The following is a 24,231-nucleotide window of genomic DNA, read 5'->3' as shown; positions in this document are numbered from 1 at the left end:
CCTTCGGGTTCGCTGTTCATTGTATTCTGTTTTACATAGGTTTCACCTACGGTATTTGTATTGAACCCTTCGGGTTCTGTCTTACTAAAGTTTTTTGTTCATTTCATTCTGTACGGCTGCCATTACTCCTTCTATCTGTCCTAAAGCCAGCATCCTTCCCAAGAAAGAATATCCCGGATTATAGCCTTTATCTGTATCTTCCGACAATAATCTTCCGTGATCAATTCTCATGGGCAGATCGGGATTTTCTTTTTCAAATACTCTTATTACATCGATTAACTTTCCTCTTCCGCTTAAATGATGTGCTTCAATAAAGTCTCCGTTTTCAAAAACATTGGTGCTTCTGAGATGAACAAATTTTGTTCTGTGAGCAAATTTCTGAGCCAGTTTCGGAACATCGTTTTGTAGATTGGCACTCAAAGAACCTGCACAGAAAGTCAGTCCGTTATAGGAATTGTCTACTGCATTCAGAAACCAGTCGATATCTTCTTCGTTGGTGACAATTCTTGGTAAACCGAGTAATGCGAAGGGCGGATCATCGGGATGAACACACATCTGGATATTCCATTCTTCACAAACCGGCATTATTTTTTCGAGGAAATATTTCAGGTTTTCGCGAAGCTGATTTTTATCAATCCCATCATATAATGCCAGTAAATTGTTAAATTTTTCTACGGGATTTAATTCGCCTTCTTTAATGTTTCCGTTAACGAATCCCTGTGTTTTCACAATAACTGAATCGATCAGATCATGGTTATCTTTTTCTGTGAGTGTATTTTTCAGTTCTTCAACTTTTTGAAGAATTTCCTGAGTGTAATCTTTTTCTGCTCCTTTTCTTTTAAGAATATGAATTTCAAAATAAGCAAATCTTGCTTTGTTAAAGTACAATGATGATGAACCGTCTTCCCACTCATGGAAAAGATCTGTTCTTGCCCAGTCTAAAACCGGCATAAAATTGTAGCAAACCGTAGTTATCCCTGCTTTTCCTAAGTTTTCGAGACTTTTAATATAATTTTCTATTAAAAAATCACGGTCTTCTCCTCCGTATTTGATCGCTTCGCTTACGGGAAGACTCTCTACAACAGACCAGCGAAGACCGTGACTTTCTATATAATTTTTATAATCGTTAACAGCCTCTAAGCTCCAGATTTCTCCGTTAGGAATGTCGTGTAATGCCGAAACAATACCTTCTACACCAATTTGTAAAAGGGTTTGTAATTTAATTTTATCGTTTTTCCCAAACCAACGCCATGTTTTTTCCATACCATTAAAATTTTTAATTAAAAAACAAGGCAGATATTTTAGGATCTGCCCTGTAAACTATATATGAATGTGAAACTAACTCACTTTTAATAACCAGGATTCTGGTATTTTGCTTTTTCTTCAGCAGTTGCACCACTCATGGCATCGATTTGTCCCTGCGGAATCGGTCTCAGATAATGGAACGGCTGAATATTACGTGTTACGGTCTGCGGTGTATGGTTTCCATAAGCAGTACCTCCGATTTTATAAGAAGCTGCGTATTCGCCCCATTTCTGTGTACGTACTAAATCGTACCATCTGTAGAATTCTCCGTAGTATTCACGGGATCTTTCTGCCAGAATATAATCAATAGTAATTACAGAAGGCGTTGCAGCAGTCATTGCGGCACTATTATCTGCAATGTACGTTGTATTTTGAGCGTTATTAAATTTCCATTTTCCTGCTCTTGCACGGATTACATTAATTAAATCTCTCGCCGTCATAGAACCTGAAGCTCCTTTTACAGCTGCTTCTGCTGCGATAAAGTAGAATTCTGAGAATTTTGCTACGTTGAAAGGGCGAGTAAGCCCCGCGTTCGGATATCCCAGTCCGTTTGGATCATCCGTACGGTACGTTCCGATTTTCCACAATCCCGGATAAACAATTCTGCTGATTCCGTTTGGTGCAACTACCCAATCTGCTCTTCCCGGTAATGTACCTGCGCCCACACCGTTTTGCCCTGCTCCTGAAGGATAAGTTGGCGTTTGGGAATCATCGTTAAGGAAGCTCAGAATCGCTCCTCCCGGCTGTACAGGTAAGTTATTGGCATTATACAGAACAGGGTTTGTAACACCTGCTTTGTCCCAATTACCTCTGTAAGTCGTAACAAAAGTACCGTCATATCTTGAATCGGTAGTTTTATCAGCAAATGTATTCTGAATAACTCCAATCGGAGGAGCCATACGAACCCATGGACGACCTAAAGATTGTGTTGCAGCACGCTGTACAGAACTTACAGCAGTAAAGGTTGTTGCAGAACTGCTGCTCTTCAGGTTGGTGTAGTTCCATGTCTGCATCCACGCAGCGAAGTTATCAGGAGCCCATCCGGAACCGAAACCTACAGGATCTGATTCGTTATAAAATGCACTAGCCTGAGTATGATCCGCATATAGCATACATTCGTTGTTTCTGTCGTTTGATCCTACATTGACATCATAAAATGTAGGTTGTAAAGCATATGGACCGGGAGTAGTTATTCCCTGCATAGCTGTGTCATACGCCTGCTGGAAGTACCATTGTGCATTATGACCATCCGGATCGGTTCTTGGAGCGTCCGGATACGTTGGAATGCTGTTCGGATTCTGCAGCCACCATCCGTATGTAAGGTAGGCTTTTGCTAAAAATAATCTTGCAACATTTTTCGTTACTCCTCCCGTTACTCTTGGTGAAGCAGGTAAATTATCTATTGCTTTTCTGAGATCAGGAAAAATTCCTCTGGTGTAAACTTCCGGAACGGTATTTCTTTTAGAAGTTGTTATCGCATTTGTATTGAGTGCAAGTTCTCCTGCTCCCAAATCTAACGGAACTCCTCCATACGTCTGAACCAGCATAAAGTAATCAAATGCTCTGAAGAATCTTGCTTCGGAAATTAATGATTCTGCCACACCAAACTGCGGACCTCTTTCTACAATTCCGTTTGCGGTATTAATAGAAGGGAATACAGATCCCCAAATCATACTCGGAGGGAAAGAAGCGGGCGTAACATTACCATTTCCTGAAAAGTCCAATTCTTTAAAGTTTCCGTCTGCACTCTGTGCAAAAGTAGATTCGTCGGTTCCGTTCTGGCAGTTACTCATGAAGTAGCCGTTACCATACAATAAACGCAAACTTCTGTATAAAGATGTAACCCCTGCTGTTACCCCATCCGGCGTATTAAAATAATCCACCGTATAGTTAGATCTTGGCTGTTCGTCCAGAATTTCATTACAACTGGATAAGCAAAGCGAGAAGAAAAACGCTCCTAAAACTATTTTTTTATTAAACTTGATCATGATTTTGTAATTTAAAAAGATAAATTGATTCCCATTAGATAATTACGTGTAGACGGATTATTGGTTCCTATAATCAGCTGACGCGCATTATAAGGAAGACTGCTGTTTACCGCCTGATTCTGGTTACCGTAAGAGTTCGGTTCAGGATCCATCCCTGATTCTTTATGATAAGGAGAGAAAAGAACCAGAGGATTAGTTACCGTTACATAAATTCTTAAACTATTTAATTTCAGATCATCTAAAAATTCTTTCTTCAAATTATAACCTAGTGTTATTGTTCTCAGTTTAAGATAAGATCCATCGAAGTAAGCAAGAGTAGAACCGTATTTCGGATTATCTCCACTCATTATACCTCCCGGCTTAGGATATCTTACATTCGGATTTTCTGCCGTCCAGTAATCTACATCTACGTTATTCCCTCTTCCCGTTAATCTGTTAAGATAACCCGAAGAACCATAAATAGAACTGATTAAAACACCACCATGCTGAAATGCACCTACAGTACTCAATTCAAAATTTTTGTAAGCAAATCTCATATTGAAACCACCCTGCCAATCCGGAGCTGTATCGATAATTTGTCTGTCGTCCGGACCGATTGCTCTTACCGGAGTACCATCTGCATTGTAACCGCCGGTGTAAAGAACTTTAATCATCCCTATATTACCACCCGGCTCCAATATATTCAGATAAGGATCTCCCTGCTGCCACAAGCCAATGTTCTGATAGTCATAGATCGCATTGATATTATGTCCTACAAACCAATTGTTCGCCACATCACGGGTAGTCCCTGAATTCAAAGCTAAAATCTGATTTCTGTTGGCATACCAGTTAACTCCTGCATCCCAGCTGAAGCCATCAGGATTGTTTATGATCGTACCATTAAGTGAAACTTCCCAACCTTTGTTTTCTATCTGTCCTATATTGTTCGTTACACTTGCAATACCTCCGGATATAGGAAGATTTGTCGGAGATAAAACCTGCTCTGTTTTAGTTCTGTAATACTCTACAGTACCTGTCAATCTATTATTAAATAATCCGAAATCCAAACCGAAGTTATTGGTTTTAGAGTATTCCCAGCCCAACTCTGGATTTGGTGCAGTAGTAATATATACCCCTGTCGTATTTGTATTTCCGAAATTATACGGAACAACCCCTAAAGTACCTTTGGTAGTGTACGGACCAACCGCCTGATTGGAAGTCTGCCCCCATCCGTATCTTAATTTGAACTGATTGATGGCTTTGAGACTCTGCATGAAAGATTCATTCGCCAAATTCCAGCCTAAAGATATTGCGGGATAGGTATGCCATTTGTTACCCGGTGCCAAAACAGATGCACCATCTGCACGAAGCGTTGCTGTAATCATGTATTTATTATCATAGGTGTACATAGCACGTCCCATATACGATATAAGCCCTCTCTGTACATATACCTGATCTTCAGGCTTCACAGAAATATCTGCTTGCGGAGACTGTCCCAAATTGTAATACTGGAAGAAGTCTGACGGTACATTTTTGGCACTCATATAGCTGCTGATATACCGATTTCCTTCTGCAGAGTATAAAGCTACAGCATTAATCTTATGTTTTCCAAAAGTTTTGTCATAGGTTAATAAATTTTCTAATGTCCAGTGATAAGTCTGGCTGTTTCCTTTTCCTGCACTGGAAGGAGCGGCTGAATTCACATTGAAAACCCCTACTCCTGTATAGTTTCCGCTGTTAGAAGTGGTATAATCCAATCCGACATTTAATCTGTATTTCAAACCGCTAATCGGCAAGCTTACTTCTCCATATAAATTATTGTATGAAGAAAGACCTTTGCTTTCATCTACATATTTATCCCCCAGATTTTCGAGGGTTTTTCTGATGTATACCCAGGACTGATCAATATTCGATGCCGTACTAATGGTTCTTTTAATACTTCCATCTGCATTATAAGGGTTTGCTAGCGGAGAGTTGCCCAGAACCGGCGCTCCTGCCACGCCATTCCCTTCTGACACTGTATAGTTGGTATTGGATGTAAATCCGAATTTGAAGCTTTTACCAACCTGTTGATCCAAAGCAATCCTTAGTGAGAATCTTTCATAATTCTGGATCGGAATTAAAGCGTCCTGCTTAAAATAGGATAAACCTACGTTGTAATTACCTCCTTCCGTTCCCCCCGAAACCCCTACATCATGACTGGTCATCATGGCCGGTTTGTAATACAGCTTTTGCCAATCTGTATTGGTGTCTAATGTTTCATCTTTTCCTAATCCGTAAATATTTCCTGCATCAGCTCTTAATTTAGCCAATTTAGGACCGTCCATCATCGGAAACCTTGAAAACAAGGTCTGAACTCCTGTGAAAGAATTGTAAGTAAATCTCGGCTTCTGACCTTTGGAACCTCTGTTTGTTGTTACCAAAATAACTCCGTTCGCTCCTCTGGAACCATAAATCGCAGTTGCAGAAGCATCTTTCAGGATATCTATACTTTTAATGTCACTGGAACTGATGTCACCAAGTGATCCCACAAACGGAATTCCATCAAGAACAATTAACGGATCATTCGCATTGGGTGTTAAAGATCGTGTTCCTCTGATGCGAATCTGCATGCTGGCTCCGGGTTTTGTAGATGTCTGGCTAATATCTACCCCTGCGGTTCTTCCCTGCAATGCCTGAGTAATGTTAGCAGTAGGTACTTCTCTTAAAACATCTCCTTTTACAGATGCTACGGAGCCTGTTACGGCTTCCTTTCTTTGGGTTCCGTACCCGATTACCACTACTTCTTCTATTTTTTTCTCCTTAGCAACAGTATCTTTTTTACTCTGAGAATAGGCTAAACCGGAAGGTAATAAAGCCATTGCAAAAAAGAGCGCGGCTTTATTGGTTTTAGCTAAATAAGATCGATTCATAATTATTACGTTTAATATTAGGGTTGAATAAAAAGGCTATTAATAATTATCGTTTTGAGAAATCCTTAGTGTTTAGCAGCCTTTTTACGTTTATTTAGATATACATATTCACAATCGCTTCAAACAATTCCTGCTTTCCGCTTTTTGGCTGTGGTTCCCCAATTTCATGAGCTATCCTCTGAAGATCTTCCAAAGTAAGCGTTCCTGCTTCAAAAGCCTTTCCGTTTCCGTTATCGAAAGATGCGTAACGGTCTGTTCTCAGTTTTTTATAATCTGAATTTTCAAGAATATCTGCTGCGGCTAAGAGACCTTTCGCGAAAACATCCATTCCCGAAATATGAGAAATAAATAAATCTTCAGGATCAATAGAGTTTCTTCTGATTTTAGCATCGAAATTAACTCCTCCGTTTCCTAAACCTCCTGCAGGAAGTAATACCAGCCATGCCTGAACCATATCTAAATAATCTACAGGAAACTGATCTGTATCCCATCCGTTCTGATAGTCTCCTCTGTTTGCATCGATGCTTCCTAAAAGTCCTGCATCTACTGCCACCTGAAGCTCATGCTCGAAAGTATGACCTGCCAGTGTTGCGTGGTTCACTTCAATATTTAATTTAAAATCTTTATCTAATCCGTAATGTCTCAAAAAGCCGATCACTGTTTCAGAATCGTAATCATACTGGTGTTTTGTAGGCTCCATCGGTTTTGGCTCAATCAGGAAAGTTCCTGTGAAGCCCTGCTGACGGGCATAGTCTCTGGACATGGTAAGGAAACGTGCCAAATGCTCTTTTTCACGCTTCATATCGGTATTTAAAAGACTCATGTAGCCTTCTCTTCCTCCCCAGAACACATAGTTTTCACCACCAAGAGCAATTGTAGCATCAATAGAATTTTTAACCTGAGTTCCTGCGCACGCAACCACATCAAAATTCGGGTTCGTGGAAGCTCCGTTCATGTATCTTTCATGAGTGAAAACGTTTGCTGTTCCCCATAAAAGTTTAATTCCGGTTTCCTGCTGTTTTTGTTTTGCATATTCCACGACAGCCTGAAGATTCTTCTCGTAGTCTTTCCAGTTATCGGCAGGATCTACAAGATCTATATCATGGAAACAATAGTAATTGAAACCCATTTTAGACATGAATTCAAACCCTGCGTCCATTTTATGCATTGCTCTGGTTACGGCATCGTTTCCGATGTCCCATGGATGATGAATTGTTGGTCCTCCAAACGGATCGCTTCCGTTTGCACATAATGTATGCCACCAAGCCATTGCAAAACGTGTCCAGTCTTTCATAGGTTTTCCCATCACAATTCTTTCTGCATCATAATATCTGAAAGCCATCGGATTCCTGCTTTCTTTTCCTTCAAATTTGATTTTGTCGATACCTGTAAAAAACTCTTTTGTACCTGTTAAAGTGTTCATATATTTGTTTTAATTTTTAGTTTAATTTTAAAATTCAACATAAAGTTTCCCTGCTCACTGATCCTTGAGGGTCAATAAGTACAATAAAAAATCTTTTTGTATTGGTGATTATACTATTTCGTTAAGATGCTGTTTCCATCTTGAATAGGCTTCTAAGTATTGTTCTCTTTTTTCCAGCTGCGGTTCTATTACGGCTATTCTTTCCAGAGAGGCAAAGGCTTCTTTAGAATCTGCATAAAATCCGATTCCCATTCCTGCGGCTCTTGCAGCACCTACCGCTCCGTCGGTATCATAAAGTTCAATAACAGCGTTGCTTACTCCCGCTAATGATTTTCTGAAAATTGAACTCAGGAACATATTGGCATTTCCTGCACGGATCACCTGAATATCCATCCCGATATTTCTCATGATGTCCATTCCGTATTCATAGGAAAATACAATTCCCTCCTGTGCGGCACGCAGGATATCTCCTTTGGTATGGATATTAAAATTAATCCCGTGAATGGAGCAATTGGTTTCTTTATTTTCGAGTACTCTTTCTGCTCCGTTTCCGAAAGGGATGATGCTTAATCCTTTGGCTCCTACCGGCGAAAGCGACGCCATGTCGTTCATGTCTCCGTAAGAAGACAGGGAGGTTGCCAGATTATGTTTTAACCATGAATTTAAAATTCCTGTTCCGTTAATGCAAAGTAAAACTCCTAATCTCGTCAATTCTTCGGTATGATTAACGTGCGCGAAAGTATTTACTCTTGATAGTTTATCGTAGTCTAATTTATCTAAAACGCCGTAAACAACGCCTGAAGTTCCTGCTGTGGAAGCAATTTCTCCGGGATTAAAAACATTGAGTGATAATGCATTATTCGGCTGATCTCCTGCTCTGTATGAAATGGGAGTTCCTTCTTTTAAGCCTAATTCCTCTGCCGCTACGGCAGAAACTGCTGACTGAATTCCGAATGTAGGTACGATTTCAGGAAAAAAACTTTTCGGAATCCCGTAATAATTAATGACATCTTCTGAGATGCAATTGTTTTTAAAGTCCCAGAAAATCCCTTCTGACAAGCCTTCAACCGTTATTCCGATCTCTCCGGAAAGTCTCATGGCAATATAATCTCCGGGAAGCATTATCTTGTCTATTTTTTCGAAAATTTCCGGCTCATTCTCTTTTACCCATGCTAATTTTGAAGCGGTGAAATTCCCGGGAGAATTTAAGAGGTGAGATAAACATTTTTCTTCTCCGATTTCTTTAAAGGCTTTTTCTCCATAAGGAACAGCACGGCTATCGCACCAGATGATGGAGGGTCTTAACAGGTTCTGATCTTTGTCTACTAAAATTAAACCATGCATTTGCCAGGTAATACCAATTCCTTTAATGTCTTCTGCATTTATGCCGGCTTCATGCATTACCGCTTCATGAGCCAGCTTCAGATTTGTCCACCAGTCGACAGGATTCTGTTCTGCCCAACCGGGATGAATCGCAGTGATTTTCATCTCTTTTTTAGGTGAAAATTCGGATGCGATTACTTTTCCGCTGGATGCTTCAACGAGACAAACTTTCACAGAAGAACTGCCGATATCATAACCTAGTAAGTACATATAGTTTTAAAAAGGTATTATTTTATTAGTTTAGTATTGTTTTTCTTGTAAATTTTGGCATCGAATTTATAATATCTGGCTGCACGATGCGATACGTTCTTTTCGATCTCATCCAATGGTATGATATAATTGAACGAGGAGATTTTTTTATGAAAGTTTTTAATATCAATTTGTTTTTCACTTAATGCACTGTACAACTGATAGAGCTGTCTAATGGTAAACTTTTTTGGAAGAAGCTCAAATATAATAGAGAAATCAACTTCTATCCATTTTCTTACCTCCCCTAAAGATTCATTAATAATTTTATTATGATCAAACGGCAGAGAAGGAACCTCATCAATGGGAAACCAATCTACTGTGCTGTATTTCGTACTGTTAATCTTATGATCAATCTTACACAGAGAAAGATAGGCAACGGTAATAATTCTGTCGATATGCTGTTTGTACTCTGTTCCCATCCATTGGATATCGTTTTCATTATTGGCTCTCATAGGATCTGCAAAACACTTAAACTGTTTCAGAACCATTTTTTTAATTCCTGTAAGCTCGTGCAGTACTCTTTCTGCAGCATCGTCCACATCTTCATCACTAAAAATGAGACTTCCCGGAAGTTTTATCTGTCTTTCTTCATCAAGATGTCTTTCAACTAATAAGATATTTAATCTGTTTTCATGGTCGAAACCAAAAACAACACAGTCAACCGAAACATAGGTATGTATAAAATTGGGGCTCATGCAAGTGTTAACATTTATGTAACATGACAAATATAAAAATTCAAATGAATAAAAAAAATAATTTTCACACTAAGACCTAAATATCAGCAATTTACATATCGATTTTTTATGAAAACATTCACATACAAATTATGATAAGGTTATCATTAAAATTACACTTATCAATATTGTAATGCATCAATTAACAAGTATTTATGATGGAGATTACAGTAAAAAAATAAGTGATTTTTTTAGATAAATATTATGATAAGAATTGTAAAAAAATAACTTAAAAAAAAATACAAACAAGTGTAAAAAAAACACTTTTAAAGCTAAAAAACGTTAAAAATTGACATTTTTTTTTACCGTTTTTGCATGTAAGCGATTAGAAAATTACAAATAACAGAATTTAGCATAAATTAAAATAAATTATTTCAGGTAAAATAAAGTTTAAATATGATCTGTAGAAAATTATTTAATCGTATGCTTTTAGCAGCTTTCAAAATCAATAAATACAAAAAACAGAAATACATCCGGAACCCTTTTTAATACCATAAGAAATTCAATTTGTAAATTCTTTTTTGCCAATGATTACCGCTTTTAAACGTCAGTTTTAGAATGTCATGCTTTCTACTTCTGGGAATATTAATTTACTTTAAACTACAACTTATAATTGAGTTGAAAGTATATTGCAACTTATAAAATCTTTTAATTTGCAGATTAATTATGAACCAAATGATAATTTAACAGAAAATAAACGGATGGTACTACAGAAAATGAAGAGCTTAATCAGATAAATAACAGAACGTTTTTCTTATTCAGATCAGCTAAACTTTTTGTACAGTCCTCAGATTTTGATACTGATCCCTAAAAACGCCTGAAATTACAGATGCAGTAATAAAAAAATCCTTCAAAATTTACTTTGAAGGATTTTTTGCGGAGAGTGAGGGATTTTGTGCCCATTCCTCATCGCTTTATGAATAAGATTTTCGCTGTAGCATCTCTGTGAATGGCCTCAAATAGGACATTTGCAAAAAAATGGTAAATCCTAATTTAAATTTTACGTAGTAAAACTAAAAATTTCTGCTCGAATCTGCAAGTAAAAAGTTCAAATTTTGAATAGATTTTTTAGAGTTCAAAACCAAGAATTTATCCTTCTCTTTGGCCTGAAATTTCTCAGTTGAAATATTTCTAAAAGAAAACGAAGAAAAAACCGAAAAAAAAAGAAAAAAAGAAAGCCTTTTGAAAATGAGCGTGGCATTCTGTTAAGGTTTTTTGGAAAAAGTTTTTGCGTAGATTTTTATACGTAAAAACTTTTTCTGAAAATCCGGAGGGCTTGACCTTGACAGAATTTAGCTATTGGACTTGGTAGCGAATTACCTTTGGCTTCTGTTTTTCTATTTTAATTTGTAGTTGTAATTAGTTCATTCTTTCTTTTACAAAACTAGAAACGGTTAATCTATGCACACCTAAAATCCTACCTATTGCAGAATATGAAACTTTCTTTTCAATCAACTCTTGAATCTTCTTTTCCTGACCAGATAATTTTGTCTTAGAAGATTTACTACCCACAGGACGGCCTAAAATTACACCTTCTGCTCTTTTTCGAGCTAATGCTTCTTTAGTTCTCTGGGATATAAGGTTTCTTTCAATTTCAGCTGATAATCCAAATGCAAATGCTAATACTTTAGAATTAATATCACTTCCTAAGCGATAATTGTCTTTAATGGTCCAAACTTGAATATCACGATTCATACATTCATTAAGTACTCCCATAATCATCAGAAGATTTCTTCCAAGCCTGGATAATTCTGAGCAAATTAAAACATCTCCTTTTTTCATTTTTTTTAAAAGTTTTCCTAATTTTCTGTCATCAACATTCTTTGCTCCTGAAATAGTTTCTTCGATCCATTTGTTAACAACAATTTGTTGCTTGTCACAAAAATGATTGATTTCAAATCTTTGATTTTCTACTGTTTGTTTGTCTGTGCTTACTCTGATGTATCCGTAAATCATTTCTTTTGTTTAAAATTTTATACAATAATGGTATAAAATATACAAAAACTGTCTAAAATAAATATAGACTATAAAAACAGCATCTAAACGAGCGATTATTTTAGACAGAATTCTTCATTGTCGTCATTTTCAAATTTTGAAAGTTGGGTAATTCTCTCTCCAATTGAACAGCAGATAAAGAACAAAATTGAGAAAATTGGCACACCATTAAAAGATTGGGATATAAGAATAAACTACGGAATCAAAACAGGATTTAACGAGGCCTTTATAATAGACGGAGTTAAACGAAAAGAATTGATTGATCAGGATCCTAAAAGTGAAGAAATTATACGACCTATTTTACGCGGCAGAGATATAAAAAGATATGGCTATGAGTCTGCAGATCTATGGATTTTATTTATTCCTTGGCACTTTCCTTTACATAATGATCCATCCATAAAAGGAGCATCTGAAGAAGCTGAATATCAATTCAGAAACAATTATCCCGCTGTCTATAAACATTTATCTCTATATAAAGAACCTCTTTCTAATAGAAATAAGGCAGAAACAGGTATCCGTTATGAATGGTATGCCCTTCAACGCTGGGGTGCTAATTATTGGGAGGATTTTTTTGTACAAAAAATTATGTATCCTAATATGACTAAATTTTTACCTTTTTATCTGGATGATAAAGGATTTATGCAAAATGATAAATCGTTTATGATTACAGGAAAACATCTTGCATATTTAACAGCATTTTTAAACTCTTCACTTTTCAAATATTGTTTTATTGATAATTTTCCTGAATTACAGGGAGGAACACGTGAATTAAGGAAAATATTTTTAGATAAAATTCCTGTAATGGAAGTTGATGATGATTTAAACTTTGAATTTGAGATAATTATTAGCAAAATTCAGACAAGTTTAAATCCTTCAAGTATTAAGAAACTGTTATTACAATTAGATCAAATGATTTTTGATTTATACACTCTATCTGAATATGAAAGAAATCAAATAGGATTTATTGAGATTAATTAGCATTATCAACAATTTTAAAAACCGAATTTTCTATTTCACAAATTTCTTCAGAATTTAATCCAATTAAATTATAAACCCAACTGTTTACTACGCTTATTTCAGGTTCACTGCTCAGAAGTTTTTCAACTTCATCTAATTTGTTTTTATCAGGTAATGGGAGTGGTATGTTTTGAAAATAGTCAGTGAAAATTTTAAAACCTGTTTCATCGAATGAATATATATAATATCTATAAAGATATCCTAGTAGAGTCGAATTTAGTAAAAGCCATAGATATTCTAAATTTTGCCCAACAATAAAATAACAGTCATTTCCAAAAAAGAAATTATTTGATTTGTCAAACGCAAATCTTGGAAAGTTAGTTAAATTACTTTTCGCTATTCTCATTATACCAGGATAAATAATTTTCTGTCTATAAAAATCCTCCCAATAACTTATCGAATCTTGTGTTTCAAACCATTGATTATTAGTCTTTTTACGAGATCCCTTATCTCCAGTCTGTTTTAACCGGTCATAGCCAAAGGACAGAAGATGTTGTTTTACAGCCGGATACAATTCAATATCTATTTTCAAGCTTGGAAATGTCGTAATTAGATATAAATCAGCAAATTCAAATGAGTATCGCTTAATATCACGCCCTCTTAATAACGGTCGTATGATTTCGGCAGATTTTGGATCTTCTGCAATGAGTTCATCTTTCTTTTTTTTATCAATTATAAAGGCTTCATTGTATCCCGTCAAAATCCCTCTATAGATATTAATATCCCATTCTTTAAGAGGGGTTCCTATAGCTTCAATTTTAGCTTTTATCCGTTGTTCGATATTACTTAATATAACCCAAGAGTCACTACTGGAAAAATTTGCTTTTACTAAATTCTGTCTAAAATAATCGCTCAAATTAATTAACAGCTTTTCTTTAACAATGCAGGCTTCTGTTTGTTGTCTATTTTTATCCCTGGTAAATGTCAAAATATTAGTATCTACTGTTGCTGTATCAAATATCTGATTGCCTGAGAAGTCAATTAAAATTTCAGGATTTGTTTTCTCTGCAAAAAAGTTACGCAGACTCTCGCCATAGGCAGCTCTCATCCATTTATTGGAAGTAATAAAGGTTAATATTCCTTTTGGTTTAAGAATATCATATCCTAACTCATAAAATAAACTATAAATATCTCCAGTTTTAGCAAAAGTTTCATATTCCATTTGCTGAAGGGCATCACTTTCAGCTCCCATTTTTTGTAATTGAATGTATGGAGGATTTCCTATGATAGCATCAAAACCAATAAAATTTCCTTCGTTATCCAATACTTCCGGAAATTCAAAACGCCACTCAAAAGCATTTTCGTAGATTTTATTGTTCTTAATCTCTTCAATAAAATCTTCAATTTTTTTGATTTTTGCCTCCAGAGTTTTCTTATCTTTTTGTTGAGCTTTTGTTAAAGCAGTTTCAAAAAGTTGCTCACTTTGATACTTCGTATAATATTCTCCTCTCAATAGATTAAGAGATTTGATTTCTTTGCTGTTCTTGCTAATTTCTGTCCTGAATCCTGTTTTAATGTTGTTAATAAGTTGTTCTAATTCCCATTTTTGAGCTTTACTTTCTGCATTGCGGTAAAGATCAACAGCTTCCTTATACTTTTCTATGGAAATTCCTGTTTTTTTCAGAGCGGATGACAAGTTACTATCCAATCCAAAACGGTTAATCAATGAATTACCATTCTTAATATTAATATCAATATTAGGAAGTGTCTCCAATTCGTTCTCTGATTTATAATAAGCATTCTTCAGCAATTCAATCCAAAGACGAAGACGACATATTTTTACAGAATTGGGATTTATGTCTACGCCAAACAAACAGTTTTCTATAATGGTTTGTTTTTCGTGAAATAAAGTCTCCTGAATTCTGTGGCTTTCTTTAATTTTAGGATTATACTCGAAAAGTTCTCCATTTTCGTCTGTAATTATTAATTCGTCATTCTGTACTTCGATATTATAATCTTTTAATTTCTTCCCAAATTTATCTACCAGAATTCCAAGATCATTTTTAATCGCTATAAATTCATTAAGAGCAGATACCAAAAAGTGACCTGAACCAACCGCGGGATCGCAAACACGTAAAGAATTCACAATCTCATTTGCCTCTTTTATATCGTTTATTCTATTATGTAAATCGACAATTGATTTACAATCCCAATTCTTGATCTCATTGAATTTTTGTAAAACTGCTTTGCGTAACGTTTCTTTACACATATACATTGTGATAAAGCCCGGAGTATAAAAACTACCATCTTTATATCCGTTAATCTTCTCAAAAATTAACCCTAGGACAGAAGCATTAATCAAGGTCTTATTTTCATCTAAAATATCTGCTGTCCCTTCACTTGCAAAATCATAAGCATCTAAAAATTCAAATAGATATTCTAAAGTATTAAGTTCTCCACTTCTTTTTTTACCTGTTGTATCTTTCAGAACTGTTGTAGGAAGTATGGGTATTTTCTTTTCGTCCTTTAAATTACTAATAATTAGAGTCGAATGCTCTAATTCGGTAGGTTCAAAAAGCGAACTATTCAAGTAAGGAACCTTTTCATATGCTTTCTTAACATCTTCATTTCTGTCCTCATACTTTCTCGCTAGAACCTGAAAGAATAAAGTATTAAGGTCATCGTACTGTCTTATCTTATTAAAATTTAAGAAAAGAAATGCTTTGTCGCCTCTGTGATAATTGACAAGCTGTCCCTCCATTAACTTTAGGAATAAAACCCGGTTAATCCAGGTAATATTGAGTTCTAGTGCAATGTTGAAAAGTCTTTCTTCATATGAATCTCCATACAAGAATGGCTTGTTGATACGATTTACCTTATCCAAAGAATCCAATTGTATAATGGTATCTTCTAATAAAGAACCTAAATTTCTTTGTCCAGACTTATTGCGCTCAATTAATCGTTTTCCAGCTTCCTTTGTCTCTGTTAATCCAATAATATGTAATAATTCATTATAAAAACTCTTATCTAAAGTATTACTGTCATTGATGAATGGAAGTTTTAGGAGATGAGCCGGACTAAATATTTTAAAAATAGCAATCAGCTTGTTGTCATCCCTTTGAGAATGGTTCTTTACAATAGATGCGTAATCTTTTAAATTGAAATAAGTAAACTCTAATTGACTAGCTACCTCATCTAAAAATGGCTTTGCAATTTCTTTATAGAATACATCTGTTGATATTCCTGAAAGTCTTTTCGTTTCAAAATCCTCAAATTGCTTAACTAATTTTTTGTTCTTAGCAAAAAAATATTCGAATTGATACGCATCAAAAATGAACCACTCATATAGATTGGTTACAATAAGATGTTTAACCTCCAAATTTTTATGTGTAATTCTCTCCCTAAGAAAATATAATAACAATTCCTGAAGTGCTTTAGTGTTTAGTTTTTTAGCACTTACCATTTCCGCAGAATTGCTAATGCTCTTGGTTTCAACAATGACCCCTACAGGACTAGCAGCTGTTTTATCAATATGTATAACTAAATCATTTTTTCCTTTTGTATTTATATAGAAATCAGCATCAAAACCATTTTTTTTTAGGAAATCTATAATGAGATTTTTTTGAAATTCTTCAGATTCTTTTTCATTGATCCTTTCAAAAAGTGTTACAAAATTGTGCTTGAAATTTTCAATATCTTTTCTGTTTGGTTTAAGTTTCAGAAAGGATTTATTTAGAGATTTATGAGGAGTTAATATTTTTTGTGACACGGGCTTAGTTTTTATTATGGTTATCCAATTTGTTTTTTTAATTCTTCTTTACTTGGAAGAATAGCTTTGTATTCTTTCGCAAAAATGGTCTTATTGTTTTCCGGAAGTGTAAATTCTATAACTGTTTTGTTCTCCTCTTTACAGAGAATAATTCCTATTGTAGGATTTTCATCCTTCGTCTTTATCTTTCTATCATAATAATTTACATACATCTGCATCTGTCCAATATCTTGGTGGGTTAGTTTTCCAATTTTTAAATCTAATAGAACAAAACATTTGAGCAACCGATTATAGAAAACCAAATCCACAAAAAAGCTGTCACCGTCAAAAGTAAATCGCCGTTGCCTACCTTCAAAAAGGAAACCTTTACCCAATTCTAACATAAAATGCTCCAGCTTATTGATAATTTCTGTCTCCAAATCACTTTCGGAATAGCGACTATCTTCTTTCAAATCAAGGAATTCCAAAACATAATGACTTTTTAGAACATCTGTGGGCTTTTCTATAATTTGTCCTTTTTGAGCTAATTGTTTCACACCTTCTTTATCCCTGCTAAGAGCTAATCTTTCATAAATTGCAGAATTATATTGTCTGGTCAATTCTCTTACGCTCCAATTGTTTTGAGAAGCTTCTATTTCATAAAAGTTTCTTTCGTCTTCATTCTCAATTTTAAGTAATTGTATATAGTGAGTCCACGATAGTGTAAATGGTAAATTACGAGATGGTATTTCATCATTTAAATTTTCTGAAGAAATCCCAATCACTGATTGGGATTTTCTAAATTCCCCAGTCATCGATTGGGGAATTCTGTCTTGAAATGTTAAATAAAATTTTCTGAAATATTCCAGATTTGAAATAGAATATCCTCTTCCAAATTCTTTCGTTAATTGTTTACTGAGTTTTTTAAGTATCTCCTTAGCGTATTCGGCTCTATCTCTGCCATTTTGTTCGTCCTCAACAATTATTCTACCTATTTCAAAATAAGTTAACAACATAGTAGTGTTAATATTGCGGACGATACTATTCTTAGCATTTTCAATCAAATGCTTAATGGATGTGAAAAGAGTGGATGATAATTGATGCATATTTACAAATTTAACATTATTTCCATTATCCTTCATCAATATCATATACTAAGAAGATGATTCTTTCCTTACGTAAGTTTATTTATTTAGGAATTGATTAAAAATACTTATTCAATTTGTTCGTTGGGGATTTTAAGAAAAAATTACTTTTTCCTATTTTGCTGTTTAACACCAACCTTCAGCTCCCTAGCAAAATCTAACATCACCACCTGACTTCCCTGAAACGGATTATACGACGGCTGATAATCAATATAGCCCGAAGAATGAAGATTCTTCAGGCATTTATGATATGTGGCTTTTGAGCGGATTTTACTAATACGCATCACTTCATCGCGGGAAATACTGACCGGATTTCGGAAACGGCTGAAATTCCAGAACTGGAATAAGGCTAAATAGAGGCTGATGTGTGATGGATTAAGCGTATTATCCTGAGCCACCTTTTCATAGAAAGCTGTGAGGTGTTTGATATAATTCATAATTTGGTTCGCTGTTGTTAAATATCATTACTTCTTTTTCAGCATTTCTTCAATGTCTTTGTAATTGTAATATAATGTCCCGCCGACACGGGTGTACGATAAGCTTCCATTGGTACGGAGGTTTTGCAGTGTTCCGGAGGAGATTTTTAGAAGTGCTTTTACCTCAGACGAACGAAGCCATAATTTCTGCTGGAAAATCTTGATTTGAAAAAGGTTTTGTATGTCTTCCAGCAATTCGGTTCTAAATTCCTGAAGGTCTTCTTTGGTGATTAGGTTTACGATCATAACTACTTCATTTTTATTTTCAATTTAGTTTTCTTTTACAAATTTGTAGCATTAAAACATTGAAAACAATAGTGTTAGAGGAGCGTGGGCTAAATAAGAACAATCTGGATGATACAGGAATCTTTTGGAGATTAAAAAAGAATAAATTGGAATCTACTAGATGGTTTACAAAGAAAAAAAGACGAGTTCCGAAGTCTTTTCCCCTTTTTGCAAAAAAGGCAAGATAGTCTTGGATATAAAACTTGAAAAGTTTGTATATACAAAGACACATCTTGCAAAGTAATGCTGCTCATTTTTTCAGAGCTCTGAAAAAGATCTTATTTAATTGATTATTAATCAGTTGAATTAATTGCTTCTGAAAAGAAAAAAAACGGGAAGGCAATGAATTCAAGGTTGCTCAATTTTTGAGCCGCATTTACAGTAACCGGCTCAAATCCTGCGCTGGGTTAGGGATGACCGGCTTACTTTTTGAGCCAGGTAAACGTGTTGTGGTAACAATTTTGAGCCGGTTTTCAAAAAGGGTGCTCAATTTTTGCGCAGGGATATGAGTTGCTATAGTTTCTTGGATACAGTTTAGCAATATGGCGGTTTAATTTTTGAGCCGCATTGACTGTATCCGGCTCAAATTCTGCGCCGGGTTAGTGATGAACAGCTCACTTTTTGAGCCAAGTAAACGTTTTGTGGTAATATTTTTGAGCCAGTTTTCAAAAAAGTGACCCAATTTTTAAGCAGGAATATGAGCTACTTTACTTTCCTGGATACAATTTAGAGATATGGAGGTTTAATTCTTGAGCCGCATCAACAGTATACGGCTCAAATTTTGCGCAAGATTAGTGATGACCGGCTCAATTTTTACGCAGGATCAGTGTTGAGTTGCTTAATTTTCGAGCCAGTTTTAATCTGACCTGTGCACATTTTGCGCAGGTTTCCAGCTAACCTGTATTTAAATTACGCAGGTTTATGATAGATTATCCATCAATCTCTTGTGCGAAGATTGATTATATTTGAATTGCTTAAAAAACTCTTATCAAAAAAGCCAGATGAATTACCAGACATTTGAACCGGATCAGGACTTGACAGCATTTATCAAATGTTATTGGACATTGGAAAGCCCAAAAGAAGAAATGCCTGAAAAACAAACCATCGTTCCTGACGGATGTATGGAGATGATCTTTCATTATGGCGATCTATACAAACAATACCTGGATAATGGGAACAGCATTATCCAGCCCAGATGTTTTGTTATCGGACAGTTGACTCGACCACTTGAGATCAAGCCGACTGGAGTGACAGGAATTTTCTCCGTTCGTTTTCATCCGGAAGGATTTTTGCCTTTTATCGCCATTCCGATAAAAGAGATAGAAAATACCGCCGTTTCATTGGAAAAGCTTTTTGGAAAGGATGGACAGGAAATAGGGCAGCAGATCATAAATGCCAATTCTACTTCGGAGAGAATAAAGCTTATTGAAATATTTTTACTTAATCGTCTGACTGATACAGAAACCATTGACCGCATTGTCAAATCAACGGTTGAAACGATTATAACAGCCAACGGGCAACTCTCGGTTGACGAATTGTCCACGCTTACCCAAGTCAATCGAAGACAATTGTTACGCAAATTTTCTTCAGCCATCGGTCTAAGTCCCAAACAACTATCCAGGACGATTCGATTGCAGGCTGCGCTCAAAATGCTGCTGAACGATCAGTTCTCAAACCTCGCAGAACTGGCTTACGAAAACGAGTACTATGACCAGGCGCACTTTATCAAAGAGTTTAAAGAATTTACCGGGTCTACGCCCAAAGAATTTTACGGTAGTCACCTTACGATGTCCTCTCTTTTTTACGGAACGGATTAGAATTGTCCCATTTTTACAATTTTAGTTTTCAAAAACATTGCAACTTTGCCAAATGACAATTATTCAATGAGCTAAAATTATGAAAACAGGCGCAAAATTTTTTATTACAGTCGTTAGTTTGGCTATTCTTTATGCCTGGACAATAAAACAGGCAAATGACATTCAAAAAGCGGAATGGCTGATCGGTACCTGGGAAAGCAAAACCCAAAAAGGCAGCATCTATGAAACCTGGACCAAATTAGGAGACAACGAATTGTCGGGGAAAAGTTATAGTGTCAGAGGCAAAGACACGATCGTTTTTGAAAATATCCGGCTCGTGCAGGAAAATAAAAAGTTGTTTTACATTTCGACTGTTAAAAATCAAAATGATGCCCGGCCTGTTCGTTTTGCCGCCAAAACCATTTCTAAAAATCAATTGGTCTTTGAAAATCCGGAGCACGACTTTCCCCAAATCATCGCTTACACAAAAATCACTTCCGATTCATTGATCGCCGAAATTTCAGGAACAAGAAACGGACAGAAACGCAAACAAACCTTTCCAATGAAAAGAGTGAAAAGTTTAAAGAGTAGATAAGCTTTGGATAATTCAATAAATTAAATATAACTGCAAAAATCTACTGATCGCCCTCTCCCTAACTTTCAGGGATATCAAGATCCTCTAAAGAACTTTTACCGCCTGGAGTATTCGATTTTTTGATAACACTGATCTCTCCATTGAGCTCAATGACAACTGCCAGAACATCATCTAACTTTTCAATTCCTTCCTGACGCACTACAGCGTTGATCTCATCAACCGTTATGGCCTCGGTGCTCATATTGTTTTTGAGGTATTTGCCTTTATAGAACAATAAGCGTGGAGAGGAGTTGATCAGGTGTTCCATCTTATCGGATGTACTGGCCAGTTTTGCGAACAGGTATTGTAATGCTATTATAAGAAATAACACCATTACACCTTCTGCCAATGGAACCATCGCAAGCATCATATAGGCCAATGTGGAACCCAGAGCGACCGTGACCACAAAATCAAAAGCGTTGAACTTAGCCAGGGTTCTTTTTCCTGAGATCCTGATGAAAAGGAATAGAATGACAAAAGAGGCAATCGTCATCAATGCGACCTGTCCAAGCTTTTCCCAATTTTCAAATAAAAAATCTTCCATTTCCCATTTTTATCATTAGTGTTGATAAAATAATGCCAGAAATGATCTTGAATGAGAACGATTTTCACATAAATGTCTACGGTGCAATCACTTCGTCGAAGTTGTTTTTCCGACTCTATGAGAACCTGTAAAGCTATTGTAATGTTTTTCTAACTTTTCGGTTTAACTTACTAACCCAAAAGTCTCAGACTTTTAATTTTAAAAAATGCAAATCATTAATTTTGTCCCACTTAAAAGTATAATCTTGTTTTAGTGCTATATCTGGACCAAAAGGTTTTGCTGTTTTATATTGCAAAATCTTTCCTGCTTTATACTCCTTATTGTTACGAAAATCAAAATCTGCTGTATCAAATGAATAATTGTCTTGATCGCAATAATGGGAATGGTCAGTTGCTAGAATAAAATAACAAAGATCTATATCGTGACTTTTGTAAAGTTCAAGATTTGAAATATCTTTAAATACATCATAACGATTATTTGGTTCTCTGTGGTTTTCTTTTTTGAAAAATTTCAATTCAATAGCTGCTTTTGTCGCGTTGTCATTATCTTGATATTTTAATAATAGGTCAACTCTTGCTCTATTTGTTTTACTTTTAATACTGGCTCCATTCAATGAAATGTAAGTCTCAAACTCGAGGTGAAATTTATCAACAAGGCGAAACTCATATAGTTGCCCAATTGTCTTGAGAATATGTCCAAATTCCATTTGAAAAGCACTTTCATTTCTAGCTGTTAGACCGCCAAAGGCAAGTTTGTGAGTCAACAATTTATACGCTGTCTCAACAATTTCTTCAGTTAGTTTAATTTGATTTTCTTTTAACATTTATAGAGATGTTAGCATATTGTTAAAACTAAATTTATTTAGAACACAGTACTCAAATTTACATATTATAAATTACGCCAATAATCTTCGCATTGTAAAAGAAGTATCGGTATAAGATTACAAAGCATTTATTTCAAATAATCAATTCTCTTCAATCTCCTTCAGCCTCTTATTTATAAATTCTATGGGTCTCATCCCATTGATTTCGAGAAAATGGGATGAGAACAATTGTCGGCTGGACATTCCACATTCTTTGGCTAAATCTTCAACTTTGTACAGCAGAAACTTTTTATTTTCCATAAGAAGATTGGTAATGTAACCGATTCTTAAAGTCTTCAGATACTGCGTGAAAGACATTTTCAGATGCTCGTTCAGTACGTAAGACAATTGGGAATGGTTTCTGCCAAACATTTTGGCAACCTTTGGTAAAGTGAGATTTTTGGTAAGAAATTGTTTCTGCTCTTCAAAATTTTTAAGTTTAACTTTGATATCTTCTATAACTTCCGGACTGAAAGGCTCTTTTTTACTGGAAGGAATGGGAATTGTCTCAACAAAACCATCCTGACTTCTCATTCTCTCCAGCAATTCATAATACTTAATATCAATCCTTTTCTTTTTCATCCGCCGCCGGTAAGCCAGTAGAATAAAGAACAAAATAGTGATCGTTACAGCCGCAGTAATATTCAATAGGTTAATATTATGATTTTTCTTTTTCAACAATTGTTTGTCCTGTAATAATGGAATCCTGTCATAGTCATGATAGATTTTTGATGCCATCATTGGAAAATCAGCAATGAGAATTGAATCCATTTTCAACAGCTGGTCAATATAATATAATTGCCCGTCAACATTACCATTCTGTTTTGCATCATCAAGAAGATACTGATAATTCGAGCGGATCTCCGGACTTATGAAATGGAATTTATGAATCATAGAATCTACTTTATTCAGGTAACGCAAAGATTCCGTCCTGTTTTCTTGGAGCCAATATGCTTTTCCTAGATAATAGTAAACCATTGTCAACGAACCGTAATCCTGATTATTAAGCAAAATATCACGGGATAGTTTTAAATGTTTTAAGGCTTCATTTTTATCTCCTTTTCTCAAAAGCTGTAGGCCTTTTCCTGTTTGCAAATAACCGTATTCCAATAGATGGTCGTTGATATTTTCCAGTTTTCGCAAACCCATATCAACCAACGAATCTTCCTGATTGTACAACCCTAAATTTCTATAACAGGTACTAAGCCGATAAATGCTGTTAAAATATCCCGTCTCATTATTCAGCCTGGTGTTGGGATTAAGATTTTCTTTGAGGCTTTTCTCAAAATAACTCGCTGTATTTATAAAATGTCCGGACGCTTCCTTGTAATCACCCAGATAACTTTTTACCATTCCGAGGTGATAGACAACCTTGTTTTTCTGATAATCGTTGTCTGAATTTTGAGACCATTGATAAGCTTTAAGGTATTGCTCCAAAGCCTGTTTATACTGTCTTTTGTTGTAATAGTAAATGATTCCTTTTCCGAGGTAGGATCTTGAGATGACATCTGGGACTTTTGCTTGCAACGCCACAGAAATGGCACTATCAGCATAAGATAATTTGCGGTCTATATTTTTAGTATAAAAGATGGCTTCTTCATAACCTATGATCTGTTTGTTAAGACAATGCTCTTTTTTTGCTTTTTCGATATAGCGGTTTACAAAGACCATTGCTCTTTCATCATTTTCAGGATAACCCGCATACAAGTCTGAAATCGTCTTGTATGTCAGTTTTTCAGAATCCTGTGCCATCATAAAGAAGGACAATAGACTGAAAATCAGCAGTAAAATCTTATGATGACAATTCATAGCGATA

General features: G+C 35.4%; 17 protein-coding genes. 3 read left to right on the top strand and 14 right to left on the bottom strand.

What is annotated here, in order from left to right:
- Window positions 1-84: 84 nt before the first annotated feature.
- The 7 genes from uxuA to KKI44_RS00775 all read right to left on the bottom strand — a co-directional run bounded on the left by uxuA (window position 85) and on the right by KKI44_RS00775 (window position 11,929).
- Window positions 85-1,263 (bottom strand): mannonate dehydratase, encoded by a 1,179-nt coding sequence (uxuA, locus tag KKI44_RS00805; RefSeq protein ID WP_214589407.1) that lies wholly within the window; start codon window positions 1,261-1,263, stop codon window positions 85-87.
- Between the two features lie 86 nt (window positions 1,264-1,349).
- Window positions 1,350-3,293 carry a RagB/SusD family nutrient uptake outer membrane protein gene (locus KKI44_RS00800; protein ID WP_214589406.1) on the bottom strand — a complete coding sequence of 648 codons (1,944 nt, stop codon included), beginning with the start codon at window positions 3,291-3,293 and terminating at the stop codon, window positions 1,350-1,352.
- A gap of 11 nt (window positions 3,294-3,304) precedes the next feature.
- Complete coding sequence (locus KKI44_RS00795; RefSeq protein WP_214589405.1) at window positions 3,305-6,184, bottom strand: SusC/RagA family TonB-linked outer membrane protein; 2,880 nt, start codon at window positions 6,182-6,184, stop codon at window positions 3,305-3,307.
- A gap of 94 nt (window positions 6,185-6,278) precedes the next feature.
- Window positions 6,279-7,607 carry a xylose isomerase gene (gene xylA / locus KKI44_RS00790; RefSeq protein ID WP_214589404.1) on the bottom strand — a complete coding sequence of 443 codons (1,329 nt, stop codon included), beginning with the start codon at window positions 7,605-7,607 and terminating at the stop codon, window positions 6,279-6,281.
- 108 nt (window positions 7,608-7,715) lie between these two features.
- Window positions 7,716-9,200: a xylulokinase gene (locus tag KKI44_RS00785; protein ID WP_214589403.1), complete on the bottom strand. Its 1,485-nt coding sequence runs from the start codon at window positions 9,198-9,200 to the stop codon at window positions 7,716-7,718.
- A gap of 17 nt (window positions 9,201-9,217) precedes the next feature.
- Window positions 9,218-9,934: an NUDIX hydrolase gene (locus KKI44_RS00780; RefSeq protein ID WP_214589402.1), complete on the bottom strand. Its 717-nt coding sequence runs from the start codon at window positions 9,932-9,934 to the stop codon at window positions 9,218-9,220.
- A gap of 1,398 nt (window positions 9,935-11,332) precedes the next feature.
- Window positions 11,333-11,929 (bottom strand): master DNA invertase Mpi family serine-type recombinase, encoded by a 597-nt coding sequence (locus KKI44_RS00775; protein WP_214589401.1) that lies wholly within the window; start codon window positions 11,927-11,929, stop codon window positions 11,333-11,335.
- 117 nt (window positions 11,930-12,046) lie between these two features.
- Between KKI44_RS00775 and KKI44_RS00770 the strand changes: the two genes are divergently transcribed.
- On the top strand, window positions 12,047-12,946 hold the full coding sequence (locus KKI44_RS00770) for a TaqI-like C-terminal specificity domain-containing protein (RefSeq protein WP_214589400.1): 900 nt from the start codon (window positions 12,047-12,049) through the stop codon (window positions 12,944-12,946).
- Here KKI44_RS00770 and KKI44_RS00765 read toward each other — a convergent pair.
- From KKI44_RS00765 to KKI44_RS00750, 4 genes are all read right to left on the bottom strand, one after another.
- On the bottom strand, window positions 12,939-16,694 hold the full coding sequence (locus tag KKI44_RS00765; protein ID WP_250902123.1) for an Eco57I restriction-modification methylase domain-containing protein: 3,756 nt from the start codon (window positions 16,692-16,694) through the stop codon (window positions 12,939-12,941). The two genes, KKI44_RS00770 and KKI44_RS00765, sit on opposite strands and share 8 nt — an antisense overlap.
- A 20-nt stretch (window positions 16,695-16,714) precedes the next feature.
- Window positions 16,715-17,779 carry a YhcG family protein gene (locus KKI44_RS00760; protein WP_214589399.1) on the bottom strand — a complete coding sequence of 355 codons (1,065 nt, stop codon included), beginning with the start codon at window positions 17,777-17,779 and terminating at the stop codon, window positions 16,715-16,717.
- A 143-nt stretch (window positions 17,780-17,922) separates the two neighbouring features.
- Complete coding sequence (locus tag KKI44_RS00755) at window positions 17,923-18,255, bottom strand: hypothetical protein (protein WP_214589398.1); 333 nt, start codon at window positions 18,253-18,255, stop codon at window positions 17,923-17,925.
- A 27-nt stretch (window positions 18,256-18,282) separates the two neighbouring features.
- Entirely contained in the window at window positions 18,283-18,540 is a 258-nt protein-coding gene (locus tag KKI44_RS00750; protein ID WP_214589397.1) for a helix-turn-helix domain-containing protein, read from the bottom strand.
- A 1,040-nt stretch (window positions 18,541-19,580) separates the two neighbouring features.
- On the opposite strand from KKI44_RS00750, the gene KKI44_RS00745 reads away from it, so the two are divergent.
- Together KKI44_RS00745 and KKI44_RS00740 are read left to right on the top strand one after the other, a co-directional pair.
- Window positions 19,581-20,396: a DUF6597 domain-containing transcriptional factor gene (locus KKI44_RS00745; protein WP_214589396.1), complete on the top strand. Its 816-nt coding sequence runs from the start codon at window positions 19,581-19,583 to the stop codon at window positions 20,394-20,396.
- A 79-nt stretch (window positions 20,397-20,475) separates the two neighbouring features.
- Window positions 20,476-20,970, top strand: coding sequence for a DUF6265 family protein (locus KKI44_RS00740; protein ID WP_214589395.1), 495 nt, complete (start codon window positions 20,476-20,478; stop codon window positions 20,968-20,970).
- Between the two features lie 58 nt (window positions 20,971-21,028).
- Here the strand turns inward: KKI44_RS00740 and KKI44_RS00735 are convergent, their stop codons facing one another.
- The 3 genes from KKI44_RS00735 to KKI44_RS00725 all read right to left on the bottom strand — a co-directional run bounded on the left by KKI44_RS00735 (window position 21,029) and on the right by KKI44_RS00725 (window position 24,224).
- A complete protein-coding gene (locus tag KKI44_RS00735; protein WP_214589394.1) occupies window positions 21,029-21,553 on the bottom strand; it encodes a DUF421 domain-containing protein in 525 nt (174 codons plus the stop codon).
- A gap of 184 nt (window positions 21,554-21,737) precedes the next feature.
- Complete coding sequence (locus tag KKI44_RS00730) at window positions 21,738-22,376, bottom strand: hypothetical protein (RefSeq protein WP_214589393.1); 639 nt, start codon at window positions 22,374-22,376, stop codon at window positions 21,738-21,740.
- A gap of 141 nt (window positions 22,377-22,517) precedes the next feature.
- On the bottom strand, window positions 22,518-24,224 hold the full coding sequence (locus KKI44_RS00725; protein WP_214589392.1) for a helix-turn-helix domain-containing protein: 1,707 nt from the start codon (window positions 24,222-24,224) through the stop codon (window positions 22,518-22,520).
- Window positions 24,225-24,231 lie beyond the last annotated feature (7 nt).

This window comes from Chryseobacterium sp. ZHDP1 (assembly GCF_018603435.1).
Taxonomy (GTDB): Bacteria; Bacteroidota; Bacteroidia; order Flavobacteriales; family Weeksellaceae; genus Chryseobacterium; species Chryseobacterium indicum.
This window is presented reverse-complemented; position numbering and strand designations above follow the sequence as displayed.